The 17,691-nt window shown below is 66.6% G+C and carries 18 protein-coding genes; 6 read left to right on the forward strand and 12 right to left on the reverse strand.

Annotation, left to right across the window (positions count from 1 at the left end; all coding sequences use genetic code 11):
- Positions 1–79 precede the first annotated feature (79 nt).
- From pssA to LMJ29_RS03360, 4 genes are all read right to left on the reverse strand, one after another.
- Positions 80–907, reverse strand: coding sequence for a CDP-diacylglycerol--serine O-phosphatidyltransferase (gene pssA / locus LMJ29_RS03345; protein WP_229604030.1), 828 nt, complete (start codon positions 905–907; stop codon positions 80–82).
- Between the two features lie 142 nt (positions 908–1,049).
- Positions 1,050–2,066, reverse strand: a complete 1,017-nt coding sequence (ilvC, locus tag LMJ29_RS03350; protein ID WP_229604032.1) for a ketol-acid reductoisomerase — start codon at positions 2,064–2,066, stop codon at positions 1,050–1,052.
- A 44-nt stretch (positions 2,067–2,110) separates the two neighbouring features.
- Complete coding sequence (ilvN, locus tag LMJ29_RS03355; RefSeq protein ID WP_090351701.1) at positions 2,111–2,602, reverse strand: acetolactate synthase small subunit; 492 nt, start codon at positions 2,600–2,602, stop codon at positions 2,111–2,113.
- A 2-nt stretch (positions 2,603–2,604) separates the two neighbouring features.
- Positions 2,605–4,329: an acetolactate synthase 3 large subunit gene (locus tag LMJ29_RS03360; RefSeq protein WP_229604034.1), complete on the reverse strand. Its 1,725-nt coding sequence runs from the start codon at positions 4,327–4,329 to the stop codon at positions 2,605–2,607.
- A 393-nt stretch (positions 4,330–4,722) separates the two neighbouring features.
- On the opposite strand from LMJ29_RS03360, the gene LMJ29_RS03365 reads away from it, so the two are divergent.
- Positions 4,723–5,163 carry a DUF4124 domain-containing protein gene (locus LMJ29_RS03365; protein ID WP_229604036.1) on the forward strand — a complete coding sequence of 147 codons (441 nt, stop codon included), beginning with the start codon at positions 4,723–4,725 and terminating at the stop codon, positions 5,161–5,163.
- A gap of 21 nt (positions 5,164–5,184) precedes the next feature.
- Here the strand turns inward: LMJ29_RS03365 and LMJ29_RS03370 are convergent, their stop codons facing one another.
- From LMJ29_RS03370 to mrcB, 3 genes are all read right to left on the reverse strand, one after another.
- On the reverse strand, positions 5,185–5,511 hold the full coding sequence (locus LMJ29_RS03370) for a YqcC family protein (protein ID WP_229604038.1): 327 nt from the start codon (positions 5,509–5,511) through the stop codon (positions 5,185–5,187).
- The gene (locus LMJ29_RS03375; RefSeq protein WP_229604040.1) at positions 5,511–6,206 is read right to left on the reverse strand and encodes a tetratricopeptide repeat protein; all 696 of its coding nucleotides are present in this window, start codon (positions 6,204–6,206) and stop codon (positions 5,511–5,513) included. The genes LMJ29_RS03370 and LMJ29_RS03375 overlap by 1 nt, the downstream gene beginning before the upstream one ends.
- Before the next feature lie 252 nt (positions 6,207–6,458).
- Positions 6,459–8,804, reverse strand: coding sequence for a penicillin-binding protein 1B (gene mrcB, locus LMJ29_RS03380; RefSeq protein ID WP_229604042.1), 2,346 nt, complete (start codon positions 8,802–8,804; stop codon positions 6,459–6,461).
- 116 nt (positions 8,805–8,920) lie between these two features.
- Here mrcB and LMJ29_RS03385 point away from each other — a divergent pair, with 116 nt between their 5' ends.
- From LMJ29_RS03385 to LMJ29_RS03395, 3 genes are all read left to right on the forward strand, one after another.
- Positions 8,921–10,462, forward strand: a complete 1,542-nt coding sequence (locus tag LMJ29_RS03385; protein ID WP_229604044.1) for a bifunctional aminoglycoside phosphotransferase/ATP-binding protein — start codon at positions 8,921–8,923, stop codon at positions 10,460–10,462.
- A gap of 92 nt (positions 10,463–10,554) precedes the next feature.
- Entirely contained in the window at positions 10,555–10,827 is a 273-nt protein-coding gene (locus LMJ29_RS03390) for a TfoX/Sxy family protein (RefSeq protein ID WP_229604046.1), read from the forward strand.
- Between the two features lie 103 nt (positions 10,828–10,930).
- Complete coding sequence (locus LMJ29_RS03395) at positions 10,931–11,728, forward strand: Crp/Fnr family transcriptional regulator (RefSeq protein ID WP_229604047.1); 798 nt, start codon at positions 10,931–10,933, stop codon at positions 11,726–11,728.
- 232 nt (positions 11,729–11,960) lie between these two features.
- Here the strand turns inward: LMJ29_RS03395 and LMJ29_RS03400 are convergent, their stop codons facing one another.
- From LMJ29_RS03400 to LMJ29_RS03410, 3 genes are read right to left on the reverse strand one after another with little or no spacing between them, the layout of a single operon-like run.
- The gene (locus LMJ29_RS03400) at positions 11,961–12,851 is read right to left on the reverse strand and encodes a ChaN family lipoprotein (RefSeq protein ID WP_229604049.1); all 891 of its coding nucleotides are present in this window, start codon (positions 12,849–12,851) and stop codon (positions 11,961–11,963) included.
- A 12-nt stretch (positions 12,852–12,863) separates the two neighbouring features.
- Complete coding sequence (locus LMJ29_RS03405) at positions 12,864–13,631, reverse strand: heme ABC transporter ATP-binding protein (RefSeq protein ID WP_229604051.1); 768 nt, start codon at positions 13,629–13,631, stop codon at positions 12,864–12,866.
- Entirely contained in the window at positions 13,631–14,668 is a 1,038-nt protein-coding gene (locus LMJ29_RS03410; protein WP_229604053.1) for a FecCD family ABC transporter permease, read from the reverse strand. Before LMJ29_RS03410 ends, LMJ29_RS03405 begins: the two co-directional genes overlap by 1 nt.
- A gap of 122 nt (positions 14,669–14,790) precedes the next feature.
- Between LMJ29_RS03410 and LMJ29_RS03415 the strand changes: the two genes are divergently transcribed.
- Positions 14,791–15,108 (forward strand): Rieske (2Fe-2S) protein, encoded by a 318-nt coding sequence (locus LMJ29_RS03415; protein ID WP_229604055.1) that lies wholly within the window; start codon positions 14,791–14,793, stop codon positions 15,106–15,108.
- Positions 15,109–15,130: 22 nt separating this feature from the next.
- Here the strand turns inward: LMJ29_RS03415 and sfsA are convergent, their stop codons facing one another.
- Entirely contained in the window at positions 15,131–15,838 is a 708-nt protein-coding gene (sfsA, locus tag LMJ29_RS03420; RefSeq protein WP_229604057.1) for a DNA/RNA nuclease SfsA, read from the reverse strand.
- The gene (locus tag LMJ29_RS03425; RefSeq protein ID WP_229604059.1) at positions 15,828–17,009 is read right to left on the reverse strand and encodes a pyridoxal phosphate-dependent aminotransferase; all 1,182 of its coding nucleotides are present in this window, start codon (positions 17,007–17,009) and stop codon (positions 15,828–15,830) included. The genes sfsA and LMJ29_RS03425 overlap by 11 nt, the downstream gene beginning before the upstream one ends.
- Positions 17,010–17,203: 194 nt before the next feature.
- Here LMJ29_RS03425 and dksA point away from each other — a divergent pair, with 194 nt between their 5' ends.
- Positions 17,204–17,644: an RNA polymerase-binding protein DksA gene (gene dksA / locus LMJ29_RS03430; protein ID WP_229604061.1), complete on the forward strand. Its 441-nt coding sequence runs from the start codon at positions 17,204–17,206 to the stop codon at positions 17,642–17,644.
- The last annotated feature ends 47 nt before the right edge of the window (positions 17,645–17,691 follow it).

The following is a 17,691-nucleotide window of genomic DNA, read 5'->3' on the forward strand; positions in this document are numbered from 1 at the left end:
AAGGGCTTTTCAGCTCGTCGCCGGGAGTGGCGCGCATTATAGGGACTTGAATCGGCAGGTCAACACTTTTTTGCGAAATCTATTCCACCCGAGCCCGGCGCCGCACCTGCAGCAGCCGCTGTACCGGCCCGGAGGCCGCGTAGGCCAGGAAGATCAACAGCAAGATGCGCGGCGGGTCACTGAAGATAACGGCAAAGACCAGCACCACCACCAGGATCGCCACGAACGGAACCCGCCCCTTGAGATCGAGATCCTTGAAGCTGTGATATTTGATGTTGCTGACCATGAGGGCGCCTGCCGCCGCTACCAGCAGCGCAAACAGCAACACCACCAGCACCGGCATATCCACACCATCAACGCCAAAATCCTTGAGTGCCCATACCGTGCCCGCCACCACACCCGCCGCCGCCGGACTGGCCAGACCAATGAAGTAGCGCTTGTCCACCTTGCCAATCTGGGTATTGAAGCGAGCCAGACGCAATGCCGCGCAGGCCGCATAGATGAAGGCGACGGTGAGACCGACGTTACCCAACCCGGACAGTGCCCACTTGTAGGCCAACAGCGCCGGCGCCAGACCGAAGGCCACCATATCCGACAGCGAATCGTACTCAGCCCCGAAGGCGCTCTGCGTGTTGGTCAGGCGCGCCACCCGCCCATCCAGGCCATCCAGCAGCATGGCGACAAACACGGTGATGGCCGCCACCTCGAACTTGCCGTTCATGGAGCTGACGATCGAGAAGAAGCCGGCAAACAGATTGGCGGTAGTGAACAGATTGGGCAGCAGATAGACGCCGCGATGCCTGACCCGGCGCCCCTCGGCGTCCTGCCCCTCTTCGACATGCTCGTCGATCGGCAGCAGACTGTCGCCCTCGGGCGTCTTGTTCGGTTCCCCAGGTTGTTCGCTCATGGTACGCACCTTGATCGCTATGATATTTCGACTGACCGGAACCCTAACAGTTCGCACCGCAGACCGGCCACCCGCGGCTTTATACCAAAACGACGGACAGAAAAAACGCGGCCGTAGCCGCGTCTTTTCCTCATCGCAGACCTTAGTTCTTGGTCTTGTCGACGATCTTGTTGGCAGCGATCCACGGCATCATGGCGCGCAGCTTCTCACCGACCACTTCGATGCCATGGGCGGCATTGTTGCGGCGATAGGCAGTCATCGACGGATAGTTGGTCGCGCCTTCGCTGATGAACATCTTGGCGTATTCGCCGTTCTGGATGCGCTTCAGAGCATTGCGCATGGCAGCACGGGACTCGGCGTTGATCACTTCCGGACCGGTGACGTATTCGCCGTACTCGGCGTTGTTGGAGATCGAGTAGTTCATGTTGGCGATGCCGCCTTCGAACATGAGGTCGACGATCAGCTTCAGCTCGTGCAGGCACTCGAAGTAGGCCATTTCCGGCGCGTAACCGGCTTCGACCAGGGTTTCGAAACCGGCCTTGACCAGCTCAACGCAACCACCGCACAGCACGGCCTGCTCGCCGAACAGGTCGGTTTCGGTCTCGTCCTTGAAGGTGGTCTCGATGATGCCGGTACGGCCGCCGCCCACGCCGCTGGCGTAGGACAGGGCGACGTTCTTGGCATTGCCGGAGGCGTCCTGGTAGATGGCGACCAGATCCGGGATACCGCCGCCGCGCACGAACTCGGAGCGCACAGTGTGACCCGGAGCCTTCGGCGCGATCATGATCACGTCGAGATCGGCACGCGGCACGACTTGGTTGTAGTGGATGGAGAAGCCGTGAGCGAAGGCCAGGGTAGCGCCTTTCTTCAGGTTCGGCTCGATCTCGTCCTTGTACAGGCGGCCCTGGAATTCGTCCGGGGTCAGGATCATCACCAGGTCGGCGGCGGCAACGGCTTCGGCCACTTCGGAAACCTTCAGGCCGTGGGCCTGGGCCTTGGCGACGCTGGAGGAGCCGGCGCGCAGACCGACGGTCACATCGACGCCGGAGTCCTTCAGGTTGCAGGCATGGGCGTGGCCTTGGGAGCCGTAGCCGATGATGGCAACCTTCTTGCCCTGGATGATCGACAGATCGCAGTCTTTGTCGTAGTAAACGTGCATGGAAAACCCTCGGTTCAGTGCGGCCTGTCAGGCCTTGTTCAAAATCAGATGCTCAGCGTCTTGTCGCCGCGGGCGATGCCGGTGACGCCGCTACGGACCACCTCCAGGATCGACGCGGTGCCAATGGCCTGAATGAAGCTGTCGAGCTTGTCGCTGGTACCTGCCAGCTGCACGGTGTAGACGCTGCTGGTGACATCCACGATCTGGCCGCGGAAGATGTCGGCGGTGCGCTTGATCTCGGCGCGCTGGGCGCCGGTGGCCTTGACCTTGACCAGCATCAGCTCGCGCTCGATGTGCGCGCTTTCCGACAGGTTCACCAGCTTGACCACTTCGATCAGCTTGTTCAGGTTCTTGGTGATCTGCTCGATCACCTCGTCCTGACCGATGGTGGTCAGCGTCAGACGCGACAGGGTCGGGTCCTCGGTCGGCGCGACGGTCAGGCTCTCGATGTTGTAGTTGCGCTGGGAGAACAGGCCGACCACACGCGACAGCGCGCCAGGCTCGTTCTCCAGGAGCAGGGAAATGATGTGTCGCATGATCAGGTGCGCTCCGTCTTGCTCAGCCACATGTCGCGCATGGAGCCGTCACGAATCTGCATCGGGTATACGTGCTCAGCGGCATCCACCTGGATATCCAGGAACACCAGGCGATCCTTGAGCGCGAAGGCCTCCTCCATCTTCGGCTTGAGATCCTCGAGCCGAGTGATGCGCATGCCTACGTGACCGTAGGCCTCGACCAGCTTGACGAAGTCCGGCAGCGACTCCATGTAGGAGTGCGAGTGGCGGCCGCTGTAGACCATGTCCTGCCACTGCTTGACCATGCCCAGGGCCTGGTTGTTGAGGGTGACGATCTTCACCGGCAAGTCGTACTGCAGGCAGGTCGACAGCTCCTGAATGTTCATCTGGATACTGCCCTCGCCAGTCACGCAGGCGACGTCGACGTCCGGGAAGTTCAGCTTGGCGCCCATGGCCGCCGGCAGGCCGAAGCCCATGGTGCCGAGACCGCCGGAGTTGAGCCAGCGATTGGGCTTGTCGAACTTGTAGTACTGCGCCGCGAACATCTGGTGCTGACCGACGTCGGAGCTGACGAAGGCATCGCCACGCGTCACCTCGTAGAGCGTCTCGATCACGGTCTGCGGCTTGATGATGCTGCCGTCGCCCTTGTCGTAGGGGAAAAGACCGCGACTGCCACGCCACTCCTCGATCTGCTTCCACCAACTGGCCAGCGCCTCCTGGTTCGGCTTCTGGCCGATTTCCTTGAGAATCGCCACCATCTCGCTCAGCACGCTCTCCACCGGGCCGACGATCGGCACATCGGCCTTGATGGTCTTGGAGATCGAGGCCGGGTCGATGTCGATGTGGATGACCTTGGCATTCGGGCAGAATTTGGCCGGACCGTTGGTCACGCGATCATCGAAGCGCGCGCCCACAGCGAGAATCACGTCGGCGTGGTGCATGGTCAGGTTGGCGGTGTAGCTGCCGTGCATGCCGAGCATACCGATGAACTGGCGATCGCTACCCGGATAGCCGCCGAGGCCCATCAGAGTGTTGGTCACCGGCAGATTGAGCATGCGTGCGAGTTCGGTCAGTGGCGCAGCGGCGTCGCCCATGATCACGCCGCCACCGGAGTAGACCACCGGACGCTTGGCCGCGAGGAGCATCTCGGCCGCCTTGCGGATCTGCCCGGAATGACCGCGCACGGCCGGGCCGTAGGAGCGCAGCTTGACCTTTTTCGGGTAGACGTACTCGTACTTCTCGCCCGGATTGGTCATGTCCTTGGGAATATCCACCACGACAGGACCGGGACGCCCGGATTCGGCGATGTAGAAGGCCTTCTTCAGCACCTCGGGGATCTCCGAGGGATGCTTGATCATGAAGCTGTGCTTCACGATCGGCCGGGAGATACCGACCATGTCGGTTTCCTGGAAGGCATCGGTGCCGACCATGTTGCTCGGCACCTGGCCGGACAGCACGACCATGGGGATCGAGTCCATGTAGGCGGTGGCGATGCCGGTGATGGCATTGGTCGCGCCCGGGCCGGAGGTCACCAGGACCACGCCGGCCTTGCCGGTGGCACGGGCATAACCGTCGGCCATGTGCGTCGCCGCCTGCTCATGGCGGACAAGGATGTGCTCGATGGCCTTTTCCTTGAACAACGCATCGTAGACATGCAGAAGGGCACCACCCGGGTACCCGTAAATGTATTTCACGCCTTCGTCACGCAGGAAGCGGACGACCATTTCAGCGCCTGATAAAAGCTCCACGTTTCACCTCTAGAACGCCTGAGATACACCCTTGCAAGGGCGACCGAAATTCGGTTGTCTGCCAGGCAGAGCATGGGCGACGGTAGTCGCCGGCGACGTCAGCTGCTGACTTAGCAAGTATCGGGAGCTTCCCTGGTGTTACGGAAAACTCCCACCCCGGCGCGAGGTAACGCGTGACAGGGCCTGGCTTGGGCGGCGCGGGTGTGCACCTCATGGTCTGCCGAGCGGACCGCAGATGGGCGGACTCGCTACAGCGAATCGCAGATTGTTCGGGTAAGGCGCAGGCAAGTCAAGCCGAAGTTCACGGCCTCGCCTGTGACCCAGCGCAGACTGCCGGGGCCGTCCTTTTCGGTATAGTTGCCCGAGCCTTTCCTCTCACGACAAGGATCTCGCATGCGTCGCACACTTCTTCTTGCCAGTCTGCTGTTCGGCTGCGCGGGCGCAGCCTGCGCCGGCCAGATCTACAAGTGGGTCGATGCCCAAGGGATCACCCACTTCACCGCCCAGCCACCGCAGGCCACCACGGCCAGCGTCGTTCCACCGGCCAAGCAGCCGCCGGCAAGCAAGCCCGCGGAAACGCCGCCGAGTGTCGGCAGCACCGTCGACGACCCCAAACAGCAGGAAATCGACGCGCGCGTGCGCCAGGAAGTGGCAGAAAAGGAAAAGGAACTCGAAACCTACTGCACCACCCTGCGCACCAACCTGGCCCAGTTGCGCAACAACCGTCGCGTCCAGGTGAAGGAAGGTGACGGGGAAGCGCGCCGGCTGACTCAGGATGAACGCCAGGCCAAGATTGCCGAGACGGAAAAGGCTATCACCGAGAACTGCAAATAACCCGCAGGCTCTGCAGCCGCCTCAGGCGGCTGCGGTCAGCAGACGATCAACCTCGCCCAACAAGCCCAGCAGTCCATTTACGCGGGTATCACCTCCCCACGACATCTCGCCCATCGGTCGCAAGGCGCAGGCCGTAGGCAACGGCCCCGCCTGCTCGATGAGCACCTTCATGCGCGGCAACAGGATCCACTGCAACCATTCCTCGAACGCCAGGGTATCGACGCAGAAGGGTTCACGACTGGTCAGGCGCTCCGGTGCGGGCGCGCCGCTTGCCCACCAGCCGAGCAGACGCAGCTCGCGCTCGATCAGCAGCAGTTGCTCGGCCAGCTGCGGCAGGCGACCGTCCATCAGAGCGGCACCTTGGCGCGCTGGCGTGCCTGGGCGGCACCTGCCGCGTCGCCCTGGCGCTCGCGTGCCTGCGCGATCAGCTCCCACAGGCTGGCCTGCAGCGCCGGCCGGCCGCCGGCATAGGAAAGTCCGCGACGCGCCAACTGTTCGGCCTGCGCCGGATCACCCTGCGCCAGGCGTACCTCGGCCAGACGGTAAAGTACTTGCGGTTCGCGCGGAGCGATGCGTTGGGCGCGCTCGAGACTCGCCGAGGCGCCGGAGAGGTTGCCGCTGCGCTCCATCTGCTGCGCCGAGGTCAGCAGCGCCAGAACAGGCCCCTCAAGACGCTCGTCCGCTGCAAGGGTCACCGCGCCGGAGCCTGCCGGCGGTGCGCTGATCGTCGGGGCAACTGTGGACGAACCGCCAAGGCCGCCGCCCGTAGTCAGCGGCGCACTGGACGAAGCCCCCGGGAAGGTCTGGATCGGCGCATCCGCCACACCTTCCGGCACCATCACCACCACGCCCGAATCCTGCGCCTGCGGCTGCGCACGCGGCGCCGCTTGCGGAGCGGCCACCGCCGGGGCGCGCGCCTGAGAACCACCGGCGCTCACCGGCCGGCCAGCTTCCACCACCGGAACAGATCCGCGCTGCACGGGCGTCGCACACCCCGCCAGCAGCGACAACAATGCCAACGGCACCAACCACCCTTTGTTCACATCCAGTCTCCTTGCCGTGAGTGATGCATGACGAGCCGACCCGCAGTCGTCATCCAGTCGTTGGACAAGCCATCTGCCGGCAAAGTGCCGCCGGATGGCCTGCGTGGTTGTTTGATCAAGCCAGGTCGGACGCCCAAGGCCCAGACAAGGCCTCGCACCGAGTCATAGCGGCCATGGCGAAGACGGGCAACGCACTCTCCGAACCCGCTCGGCGAACGTTGACGACGCGAACCTACCGGACAAGGTCACCCGCTACTGATCCAGCCACCCGCGCACCCAGTCCATGACCTGCTGCGCCGGCTCCTGCAGTTGTTGCGACATGCCGCAGGGCACTCCGGCCACCGGTTCGCTGCCGCGAATATACGGCATCTGTACCGCCCCCGGGCAGCTCTGGTCGGAACCCTGGCCACTGTAGGGGTCGACCCAGGCGAGGGTAACGTTGTTGGGTGGCGTGGTATCCAGCGGCGCCGGCATGGCGCTGCGCATGAAGCTGGTCCACACCTGCAGCGCTCCGGTGGCACCGGTCAGCGGAGTCTTGCCATTGTCGTCGCGCCCCATCCACACGACCGCGAGCAGATCCTGACCGAAGCCGGCGAACCAGCTGTCGCGCGAGTCGTTGCTGGTGCCGGTCTTGCCGGCCACGGTCAGCGAGGCGGGCAGCTGGCTGTAGACCGAACGCGCAGTGCCCTCGCGCATCACCCGGCGCATGGCCTCCTGGACCAGATGGATGGCGCCCGGATCGAAGCGCTGCTGCACCTCGTAGGGGTAGCCCTTGAGCGGCTCGCCCGTGGCGGTCAGCACGCTGCGGATCCCGCGCAACGGCGTGTTGAAGCCGCCATTGGCGAGCGTCTGGTACATGGTCGCCACCTGCATCGGGCTCAGCGCACCGGCGCCCAGCAGCATCGACGGATAGGCCGGCCAGTCCTGCTCGACGCCCAGCCGCGCGACCGTCTTCAGCACATTGGGCACGCCCAGCTCCAACCCCAGCTTGGCGGTCGACAGGTTGTAGGAGTGCGCCAGCCCCTGGTAGAGGAAGATGGTGCCGTGCGCCTGGCGATCGTAGTTCTTCGGCTGCCAGACCTGGCCATCGGCGCCCTTGATCGAGAACGGCTCGTCGACCACCAGGCTGGTCAGGGTGTACTGGCTGGGCTTTTCCAGCGCGGTGAGATAGACCGCCGGCTTGACCAGCGAGCCGATCGGCCGCTGCGCATCGAGCGCGCGATTGAAACCGGCGAAGCGCGGCTGACGGCTGCCGAGCAGCGCCTGCACCTCGCCGGTCTGCGGGTTGGTCACCACCATCGCCGACTCGACCTCGTCGATGCCCTTGCGTCCGCCCAAGCGCTTGAGCGTCTCGGCCATGGCCTTCTCGGCCTTGGACTGGATGATGGGATCGAGACTGGTGAAGATGCGCAGCCCTTCCTCGGTCAGGTCCTCGTCGCGATAGTCCTGGCGCAGTTGGCGCTTGACCATGTCGAGGAACGCCGGATAGGTGGTATTGGCCAGGCTGCCGCGACTGCTGACTTCCAGCGGCGCCTTCTTGGCCTGCGCTACTTCCTCGGCACTGGCCACGCCCTGCTCGCCGAGCAGATCCAGCACCAGGTTGCGCCGTTCCAGCGCGCGCTCCGGATAACGCCGGGGATTGTAGTAGGACGGTCCCTTGACCATGCCCACCAGCAGGGCGACCTGATGCAGGCGCAACTCGGCCAGCGGTTGACCGAAGAAATACTGACTGGCCAGACCGAAACCATGGATCGCCCGCTGGCCGTCCTGGCCGAGGAACACCTCGTTGAGGTAGGCCTCGAGGATCTGTCGCTTGTCGTAATGCAGCTCCAGCAGCAGCGCCATCAGCGCCTCGTTGCCCTTGCGGGTCAGGCTGCGTTCGTTGCTGAGAAAGAAGTTCTTCACCAGCTGCTGGGTCAGGGTGCTGCCGCCCTGCACCAGGGCGCCGGAGGTGGTGTTGACCCACATGGCCCGGGCGATCGACTTGGGCGACACGCCGAAATGGCTATAGAAATCCCGATCCTCGACCGCGATCAGGGTGTCCAGCAGGAACGGCGGCACTTCGTCCAGCTGGATCAGGATGCGATCCTCGTTGTGCGCCGGATACAACCCACCGATCATCAGCGGCTCCAGGCGCGCCACGGCCAGCTCGCCGCCACCGGCCTGACTGAGGCCGGCCACCTGGTTGCCGGAGAAGCGCACCCGCAGCGTCTGGGCCGGCTCGGCACCTTCATAAAACTGGAACCCGCGGGTATGCAGCTCGACCTGACCGGCGCTCACCGCCAGCTCGCCGGGACGCTGGACCCGGTTGACCCGCCGGTAGCCGAGCGCCTGCAGCTCGGTGACGAAATCCTCGCGACTCAGCTTGAGGCCGGCGAACAACTCCAGCGGCCGCGCGTAGACCTTGGCCGGTACGGTCCAGCGCTGCCCGGAGAATTTCTCCTGGACCACGGCATCGAGATAGATCATCAGCGCAGCGAGCAGCACCAGGCCGGCCAGGCCGAGCTTGACCAGCCAGCCCAGCCAGGGACGGGGGGCTCGCGGAGGCTGACGACGGGACGAGGATGTACGACGGGAGGGGGTGCGGGATCGAGTCATGGGTCGGCATTATACGCATTTCGCGGGCGGCCGAATGAGGCTCCCGGCGGTTTGCACGACCGAACGCAGCCGCCATAATGGGCCTTTAGCCACATTTCCGACGAAAAGGACCGCCCGTGAGCCAGTCTCTGATCGAAGCCCTGCAGAACCCCGCCTTGTACCCGCACCCGGTGGAGGGTTTCGAGGTCATCGAGACGCATATCTCCTGGGTCCTGCTCACCGGCTCCTACGCCTACAAACTGAAGAAGCCGGTTGACTTCGGCTTCCTCGACTTCAGCACCCGCGAGTCCCGCGAACACTTCTGCCGCGAGGAGCTGCGCCTCAACCAGCGCACCGCCCCGCAGCTCTATCTCGAGGTTCTGGCGGTCACCGGCAGCCTCGACGCCCCGCAGCTCGGCGGCGACGGCCCGGTGCTCGACCACGTGCTGAAGATGCGCCAGTTTCCGCAGAGCGACCTGCTGTCCAACGTGCTGGCACGCGGCGAGCTGACTGCCGCGCACATCGACCAGCTCGCCGAGCAGATCGCCGACCTGCACGCCAAGGCCGGGCGCGTGCCCGCCGAACATCCCCTGGGCACGGCCGAGGCGGTGATGGCGCCGGTGCGGCAGAATTTCGAGCAAATCCGCCCGTACCTCGACGAGGCCGGCGACCTGAGCCAACTGCAGCATCTCGAAGCCTGGGCCGAAGACACCTTCGCCCGCCTGAAGCCTCTGCTCGACCAGCGCAAGACCGATGGTTTCATCCGCGAGTGCCACGGCGACATCCATCTGGCCAACGTCACCCTGCAGGAAGGTCGCCCGGTGCTATTCGACTGCATCGAGTTCAACGAGCCGTTCCGCCTGATCGACGTGATCAGCGACGCCGCCTTCCTGGCCATGGATCTCGAGGATCGCGGTCTGAAGTCGCTGTCCGGGCGCTTCATCAACACCTACCTGGAGCTGACGGGCGACTACCACGGCCTGACCCTGCTGCCGTTTTACAAGGCCTACCGTGCCATGGTCCGCGCCAAGATCAGCCTGTTCCGCCTGACCCCGGACCAGAATCCCGAGGAGCGGGCGGCCATTTTGCGCCAGTACCGCGCCTACGCCGGCCTGGCGGAAAGCTACAGCAGCGTGCCGACCCGCTTTCTCGCCATCACCCACGGCGTATCCGCGGTCGGCAAGAGTCACGTGGCCGAGCGGCTGGTCGAGGCCTTCGGCGCCATCCGCCTGCGTTCGGATGTCGAGCGCAAACGGCTATTTCCCGCTGCCGCCGAGGCCGAGCTGTACTCCAGCGAAGCCAGCCGGACCACCTATGCACGACTGCACGGGCTGGCTGACGTCATCCTGCAGGCCGGCTTCCCGGCAGTCCTGGACGCCACCTACCTCAAGCAGGACCAGCGCCAGGCGGCCCATGCCGTGGCCGAACGGCTTGGCGTGTCCTTCCTGATCCTCGACTGCCACGCCCCCCAGGAGGTGATCGCCACCTGGCTGGCCGAACGCCAGGCAGCGGGCAGCGATCCGTCCGACGCGACCCTGGAGGTCATCCAGGCCCAGGAGCGCAGCCGCGAGCCCCTGAGCGAAGCCGAGCTGGCGCACAGCGGGCGTATCGACACCGACGCAGTCGGCAGCCTCGACGAACTGGTCGAGCGTCTGCGCCGCCACCTGCCCGGCCTGTGAGCCGCCGCCCCGTCCGCGACTGACGGCGCTCGCGGCTTTGCCAGTGCCGTCTAGACTTCTCGCTAGACGGCCGGCCAGCCTGGGGTGGGGCGATGAACGATGAACTGCTGGAACTGAAGAACCTCGGCAAAACCTCGGCGCTGTGGCTGCATGCCGTCGGCATCCACAGCACCAACGAACTGCGCCGACGCGGCGCGGTGGCGGCCTATCGAGCGGTGCTCGCCCGCGGCTTCAACGCTTCCCGCGTCCTGCTCTATTCCATCGAGGGTGCGCTGCTCGACGTGCATTGGAGCGAATTGCCCCACGAACGCAAGGCCCACCTGCTCGATCAGCTCGCCGCCGGCGAGCCGCGCAACAAGAGCTAGCTCACAACTCCACCGCCATCAATTTACCTTCCCGAGACAAAACCTTTATTGTCTGTGGGCGCTTGGCGTCATTATTCGACCTGCTCCTCAAGGAATCGCGCCCATGTACCTCACCGGCGAGCACCCGGCTTATGCCGATCAACTGATCAACCACCTGCAGAGCCTCCCCGGACAACTTCTGGAGGGACTCGAGCCGAGCGGCCCGTCGCTGGAAATTGCCGAGCTGCGGGACGCTCTGGAAGAGCTGCCGACCAACCAGCTCTATCTCATCGAGAGCGGCCTGCTACAGGCCGAGTTCGACGAACGCGCAGTGTTCTTCCTCAGCGAAGGCGACCTGCTCGGCCTGCGCCAGGGCCTCGAATCCCCGGCCTGCCGTTACAGCTGCAGCGAACCGGTGCGCCTGCGCCCGTATGCGCGCAACGCAGTGTTCGCCCACATCCACGCCGAGCCACGGCGCCAGGAGCTGTTCACCCAGTACCTGGGCGGGCAGATCAGCCTGCTCGCCGACGCGCTGGCCCGCTTGCGTCAACCCGAGCTGCGCCCCAACACCGGCTATCAGCACTTCGCCGCGGGCGAGGAGTTGATCCACCAGGGCGACGAGGCGGACAACGTGTTCATCATCGTCGAGGGACACGCCGAGGCCTTCGTCGATGGCCAGCGGGTCGGTGACGTGCAGAAGGACGAAATCTTCGGTGCCATGGCGGTCTTCACCGGGGAAAAGCGCAGTGCCACCGTCATTGCCAGCGAGCCGTGCACGGTGATGACCATCCCCAAGGAACAATTCATCACCCTGATGCACAGTAATCCGCGCATCGCCCACAGCCTGATCGAAAGCCTGGCCCGGCGTATCCGCCTGCTCAACCAGGAAGTCACCCAGCAGCGCCTGGCCCTGCCTGCCTAAGCCCCGCGCATCTCCCCAAAAAAGGCGAGCGGACATCCTCCGCTCGCCTTTTTTGTTACCTATGCGACAAGGAAGCGCTTGACTCAAAAATGAGAAGCATTATTATTTACCCAGCTGGTCGCGAGACCGGCAGGTAAAACGGGAAAGGCGTCAGCCGATCTTCGGTTTATCTCCTCATCAGGCTAAATCACGGTTTCGACCCGGCGCTGCCGGGTCTTTTTTTGTCCGCGCGTCAGCGCTTACCGCCCTCGCGCAGCGCAGCGCAGTGGTCCTGTGCGGGTTGCCCGGGAGTGAACCAGACGTAATCGGCCTGGGCCGCCGTTACCGGCTGCCCCACTTCCGCCAGTTGCAATACCAGGATGCCCTCCCCCGCCCCCAGATCGCGCAGGTGCAGCGGCACGCCGAGGTCGCGACGCACGTGATAGCCGCCGGCCAGCAGGAGTGCCGGTGCCGGTGCCGCCAGCAGCCGCTCGGCCATGCGTCGATCACGCTGCTGCTGCACCGCCAGCATGGCCGGCAGCTGGTCTTCAGGCAGCAGATCGCAATGCGCCTCGCGTATCTGGGCGCGCAGCGCGACCTGCACCGCCGGCGCCGTGGACGCCTCGCCCGTCAGCGCCGGCGGCGCGCGATAGATCGATCCGATCTCACCGCGGCCGAGATTGGCCGCCAGCAAGGGTTCCGGCCGGGCCAGGGCGTGGCGGACCAGCGCGCCATACATCGTCCAGTCCCAGCCCTTCTGCCAGGCCAGCGCCGCCGGCAGATCGCTCGGCCACTCGCCGCGCCGCGCCGCCGGGTGCACGGCATCCACCCGCCCCTGCTGCTCGGGGTTGAGCATTTCCAGCAGCAGGGCGCCGGGTCGGCGTTCCGTCGCCAGGGCCTGCAGCAGCCACAGCTGCAGGGCATGGTGGTCCGGGTTGTCGTGCTGCTCGCCGATCAGCAGCCGCGGCGCCGGGGCCAGACGCGCCACCAGCTGCGCCGGGGTCAGTCGCTCGCCACTGTGCAGATCGACGATCGCGCCCAGATCGGCATGCCGGCGCCCTTCCGGGCCCTGCCAAGCGGGCAGGGGCGGCAGACTGTGGCAAGCGGCCAGCAGGGCCAGAGTGCAGAGCAGCAACAAACGCATCGGCCATTCTCCTCAGCGCACGATGATCAGTGGATGGCCCCGTTCGGGATGGCGCTGCACCAGCACCTCGAGACCGAAGACCGCCTTGAGCGGAGCCGCCCGCAGCACCGCCTCCGGGGTTCCCAGCGCCGCCGCGCGCGCGGCGCCGAGCAGCAGCAGGCGATCGCAGTAGCGCGCCGCCAGGTTGAGATCGTGCAGCACCGCCAACACCGCCACGCCATGCGCGGTCAGTTGGCACACCGCCTGCAGAATGGCGTGCTGGTGCGACGGGTCCAGCATCGCCGTCGGCTCGTCGAGCAACAGCACCTGGCCCGCAGCCCCCGGCCACAACTGTGCCAGCACCCGCGCCAGCTGCACCCGCTGGCGCTCGCCGCCGGACAGCGCCAGGTAGTTGCGGCCGGCCAGATGGGCGACATCCGCCGCCGCCAGCGCCGCGGCCACCACCTCGGTATCGTGGCGCAGCCCGGTGGCATGCGGCAGGCGGCCCATGGCCACCACCTCCTCGACGGCGAAGGGAAAGCTCAGCGTCGAACTCTGCGGCAGCACCGCCAACCGTCGCGCCCGCTCGCGCCCAGGCCAGGCGGCGAGGGAACGGCCGTCCAGCAGCACCTGGCCGGCGGCCGGCGACAGCTCGCCGCACAGCGCGCCGAGCAGACTACTCTTGCCGGCGCCGTTGGGACCGAGCACGCCCAGCAGTTCGCCGGGACGCAGCTCGAGGTCAATCCCCTCCAGCACGCGGCAGGCCCCACGCTGCACCGCCAACTGCTCTGCGCGCAGCATCACAGGCGCTCCCGACGCAGCAGGTAGAGGAAGAAGGGCGCGCCGAGCAGCGCGGTCAGGGTACCGATCGGCAGCTCCGCCGGCGCCAGCAGCAGACGCGCCGCCAGGTCGGCGAGCAGCAGCAGGGTGGCCCCGGCGAGAGCTGCCGCCGGCAGCAAGCGGCGATGGTCGGGGCCGGTGAGCAGGCGCACCAGGTGCGGCACCACCAGGCCGACGAAACCGATCATGCCCGCCGCCGCCACCGCCGCACCGACGCCGAGGGCGACGCACAACACCAGCTCGCGCTTCAGGCGCTCGACCTCGAAGCCTAGGTGGCGCGCCTCCGACTCGCCGAGCAGCAAGGCGTTCAGCGCCGTGGCACGTCGCGGCAACCACAGCGCCACGCCCAGGCACACCGGCAGCAGCGGCCACAGCCGCGCGTAGCTGGCGCCGTTGAGGCTGCCCAGGTTCCAGAAGGTCAGGCTGCGCAGGGTCGCGTCGTCGGCCAGGTAGCTGAACAATCCGATGGCCGCTCCGGCCAGGGCGCTCAGGGCGATGCCGGCCAACAGCATGGTGGCTACTCGCGTCTGCCCCTCGCGCCGGCCGAGGCGGTAGACCAGTGCGGTCACCGCGAGACCGCCGGCGAAGGCGCACACCGACAGCAGCCAGGGTGCCAGCCAGCCCGGCAGCCCGCCGAGTTGGCTGGCACCGACGATGGCCAGCGCCGCGCCCAGCGCGGCGCCGCTGGAGACGCCGATAAGGCCGGGATCGGCCAGAGGATTGCGGAACAGCCCCTGCATCGCCACCCCGGCCAGGCCCAGCACCGCACCCACGGCCAGACCGAGCAGCGCACGCGGCAGGCGCAGTTGACCGACGATCAGCTCCGCCTGCTCCAGTCCCTCCCCCGCCAGCGGCAAACCGGCGAGACGCAGCAGGGCGCGCAGGCTGTCGGCCAGCGACAGGCTGACCGGACCGAGCGCCAGCGCCAGGCAGAAGGCCAGCGCCAGGGCGAGTCCCAGCAGGGGCAGCAGCAGGGAGCCACGGATCGGAGGGTTCATCGGGGCGGGATCGGCTTCGAGCAGGAACGATGCGGCAGCATAACAGGCCGGCGCGGCGCACCGTGCGACTTGGCAGGCGCCGCGCGCACTGCGGATAATGCCGGCGAGACGGAGGCGATCCCATGCAACGACTGTGCAGCAGCGACGACCTGGCCGAAGGCGACAGCCGCGGTTTTACCCTGGCGGGCAGCGCGCTGCTGCTGGTGCGCCGCGAAGGGCGGGTATACGCCTACCGCAACCGTTGCCCGCACCGCGGCATTCCCCTGGAGTGGCAGCCCGACCAGTTCCTCGACGTCAGCGGCAGCCTGATCCAGTGCGCCACCCACGGCGCGCTGTTCGTCATCGAGTCCGGCGAGTGCGTCGCCGGCCCCTGCGCCGGACAAAGCCTCGCGGCGCTGCCCTGCCGCGAGCAGGACGGCGCCATCTGGGTCGACGGCTGAGCCCTGCCCGGGTCGCCGGCACCTACAGGCACACCTCCAACCGGCGCACCAGACGCATCCCCAGCGGCGACGATTCGGCGCCATAGGCGAGCACCTCCACGCCGGCCGCGACCGCCGCCTGCAAGGCCGCCGCATAGTGCGGGTCGATCTCCTGCGCCGGGCGCACCGCCTCGATCCCGGAAAGATTGACGCAGTACAACTGCACCGCGCGCACGCCCTGGCGCGCCAGAGCGGCCAGCTCGCGCAGGTGCTTGCTGCCACGCTCGGTGCGCGCATCCGGAAAGGCCGCCACCGACGTATCGGCAAAGCCCAGGGTGACGCTCTTCACCTCGACGAAGGCGCCGCCGCCGGGGTAGTCGAGATGAAAATCGGCACGACTGTTCTCCTCGCCGTAGCGTACCTCGCGACGCAGGTCGGCGAAGCCGGCCAGCTCGGCGATGACGCCGTCATGCAGCGCTTCCTCGACCAGGGCGTTGGCCCGCGCGGTGTTGACGCAGGCCAGCCGGCCCTGCGGCGTCTCGCTCAGCTCCCAGGTCCCCGGCAGCTTGCGCCTGGGGTCGTTCGAGCGACTGAACCAAAGCCGCCCGCCCTCGACCATGCAGTTGCGCATCGAGCCAGTGTTCGGGCAGTGGATGGTCAGCGTCTCGCCGGACAGCGTCTCGATGTCGGCGAAGAAACGCTGATAGCGACGCAGCAGACGTCCCTCCTCCAGCGGCGGATCAAAGCGCATCGGGCCTCCAGCTCTTCAGGCCGCGGGCGATGCGCGCCACCGCCTCCTCCAGGCGCGGCAGGCTTTGCGTGTAGGCGAAGCGCACATGGCGGTCGGCCTGGTGGCGGCCGAAGTCCAGCCCGGGCGTGAAGGCGACGTGCTCGGTCTCCAAGAAGTGCCGGCAGAAGGCCTGGGCGTCACCGCCAAAGGCGGAAATGTCGGCGTACAGGTAGAACGCGCCCTGTGGCTCCACGACGATGCGAAAGCCCAGCGCGCGCAGGGCCGGCAGCAGGTAGTCGCGGCGGCGGGCGAACTCGGCGCGGCGCGCCTCGAGGATCGCCAGGGTGCCCTCCTCGAAGCAGGCCAGCGCGGCGTGCTGGGCCAGGGTCGGCGCGCTGATGTAGAGGTTCTGCGCCAGCTTTTCCAGCTCCGGCACCGCCGCCTGCGGCGCCACCAGCCAGCCGAGGCGCCAGCCGGTCATGCCGAAATACTTGGAGAAGCTGTTGAGCACGAAGGCCTCGTTGTCCACTTCCAGCACGCTGGGCGCCTCCAGGTCGTAGGTCAGGCCGTGGTAGATCTCGTCGACCAGCAGGTGGCCGCCGCGCGCCCGCAGCGTCGCCGACAGCGCCGCCAGTTCGTCGCGGCTCAGCACCGTGCCGGTGGGATTGGCCGGCGAGGCGAGCAGCGCACCTACGCTGTCGGCATTCCAGTGCCGGTCGATCAGTTCGGGAGTGAGCTGGTAGCGCGACTCCGGGCCCACCGGCACCAGTTGCGCGTCGCCTTCGACCAGGCGCAGGAAATGGCGGTTGCATGGGTAGCCGGGATCGGCGAGCAACCAGTGCTTGCCGGGATCGACCAGCAGGGCCGCGGCCAGCAGCAGCGCGCCGCTGCCGCCGGGGGTGATCAGGATGCGCTCGGGGTCTATGCTGAGCCCATGGCGGGTGGCATAGAAGCCGGCCAGCGCCTCGCGCAGGGCCGGCAGACCGCGCGCCGCGGTGTAGCGGGTATGCCCGGCGGCCAATGCCGCCTGGCCGGCGCGCACGATGGGTTCGGCGGTGGTGAAGTCCGGCTCGCCGATCTCCAGGTGGATGACGTCGTGGCCGGCGGCCTGCAGCTCGTGGGCCCGCGCCAGCAGGGCCATGACGTGGAAGGGTTCGATGGCGCGGCTGCGCGCGCTGAATGAGGGAGCCATGCGGCCCTCCGTGATTGGGCAAAAAGCGATTCTAGCCAACTGCAACACGACGGTGCAGAGAGCGTGACCCCCGGGGTGGCGTCCTCCCCGGGATTCTGGTAGGTTCGCCCGCTTGCAACCGCAGGCCCGGCTAGAATGCCGCTGATGGATACAACCTGCGCACGGGATTAGCGAACGTGAGAGGCGGACATATCATGCCGACCAAGACCCAAGACAAAAGCAACCAGATCCGCAGCTTCGAGCCCTACCAGGAGACCCCCGGCGAGGAATACATGGGCGACCAGATGCGCGCCCACTTCGTCGGCATTCTCAACGGCTGGAAGAAGCAGCTGATGGAGGAAGTCGACCGCACCGTGCACCATATGCAGGACGAGGCCGCCAACTTCCCCGATCCGGCCGACCGCGCCAGCCAGGAAGAAGAGTTCAGCCTGGAACTGCGCACCCGCGACCGCGAGCGCAAGCTGATCAAGAAGATCGACGAAACCCTGCAGTTGATCGAAGACAACGACTACGGCTGGTGCGAGTCCTGCGGCGTCGAGATCGGCATCCGCCGCCTCGAGGCACGACCGACCGCCACCCTGTGCATCGACTGCAAGACCCTCGCGGAAATCAAGGAAAAGCAGCTGGGTTCCTGACCCGCAACGGGGCGCCACGGCGCCCCGCGCTGTTTCTGGCCCCGCCG

This window comes from Pseudomonas oryzagri (assembly GCF_020831405.1).
GTDB classification, from domain to species: Bacteria; Pseudomonadota; Gammaproteobacteria; order Pseudomonadales; family Pseudomonadaceae; genus Geopseudomonas; species Geopseudomonas oryzagri.

Bases quoted from the DNA above. Each gene is read 5' to 3' on its own strand.
- dksA (WP_229604061.1), top strand. From the start codon at position 17,204: ATGCCGACCAAGACCCAAGACAAAAGCAACCAGATCCGCAGCTTCGAG.
- LMJ29_RS03415 (WP_229604055.1), top strand. From the start codon at position 14,791: ATGCAACGACTGTGCAGCAGCGACGACCTGGCCGAAGGCGACAGCCGC.
- LMJ29_RS03395 (WP_229604047.1), top strand. From the start codon at position 10,931: ATGTACCTCACCGGCGAGCACCCGGCTTATGCCGATCAACTGATCAAC.
- LMJ29_RS03365 (WP_229604036.1), top strand. From the start codon at position 4,723: ATGCGTCGCACACTTCTTCTTGCCAGTCTGCTGTTCGGCTGCGCGGGC.
- LMJ29_RS03370 (WP_229604038.1), bottom strand. From the start codon at position 5,511: ATGGACGGTCGCCTGCCGCAGCTGGCCGAGCAACTGCTGCTGATCGAG.
- mrcB (WP_229604042.1), bottom strand. From the start codon at position 8,804: ATGACTCGATCCCGCACCCCCTCCCGTCGTACATCCTCGTCCCGTCGT.
- LMJ29_RS03400 (WP_229604049.1), bottom strand. From the start codon at position 12,851: ATGCGTTTGTTGCTGCTCTGCACTCTGGCCCTGCTGGCCGCTTGCCAC.
- ilvN (WP_090351701.1), bottom strand. From the start codon at position 2,602: ATGCGACACATCATTTCCCTGCTCCTGGAGAACGAGCCTGGCGCGCTG.
- ilvC (WP_229604032.1), bottom strand. From the start codon at position 2,066: ATGCACGTTTACTACGACAAAGACTGCGATCTGTCGATCATCCAGGGC.
- sfsA (WP_229604057.1), bottom strand. From the start codon at position 15,838: ATGCGCTTTGATCCGCCGCTGGAGGAGGGACGTCTGCTGCGTCGCTAT.
- LMJ29_RS03390 (WP_229604046.1), top strand. From the start codon at position 10,555: ATGAACGATGAACTGCTGGAACTGAAGAACCTCGGCAAAACCTCGGCG.
- LMJ29_RS03405 (WP_229604051.1), bottom strand. From the start codon at position 13,631: ATGCTGCGCGCAGAGCAGTTGGCGGTGCAGCGTGGGGCCTGCCGCGTG.
- LMJ29_RS03425 (WP_229604059.1), bottom strand. From the start codon at position 17,009: ATGGCTCCCTCATTCAGCGCGCGCAGCCGCGCCATCGAACCCTTCCAC.
- LMJ29_RS03410 (WP_229604053.1), bottom strand. From the start codon at position 14,668: ATGAACCCTCCGATCCGTGGCTCCCTGCTGCTGCCCCTGCTGGGACTC.
- pssA (WP_229604030.1), bottom strand. From the start codon at position 907: ATGAGCGAACAACCTGGGGAACCGAACAAGACGCCCGAGGGCGACAGT.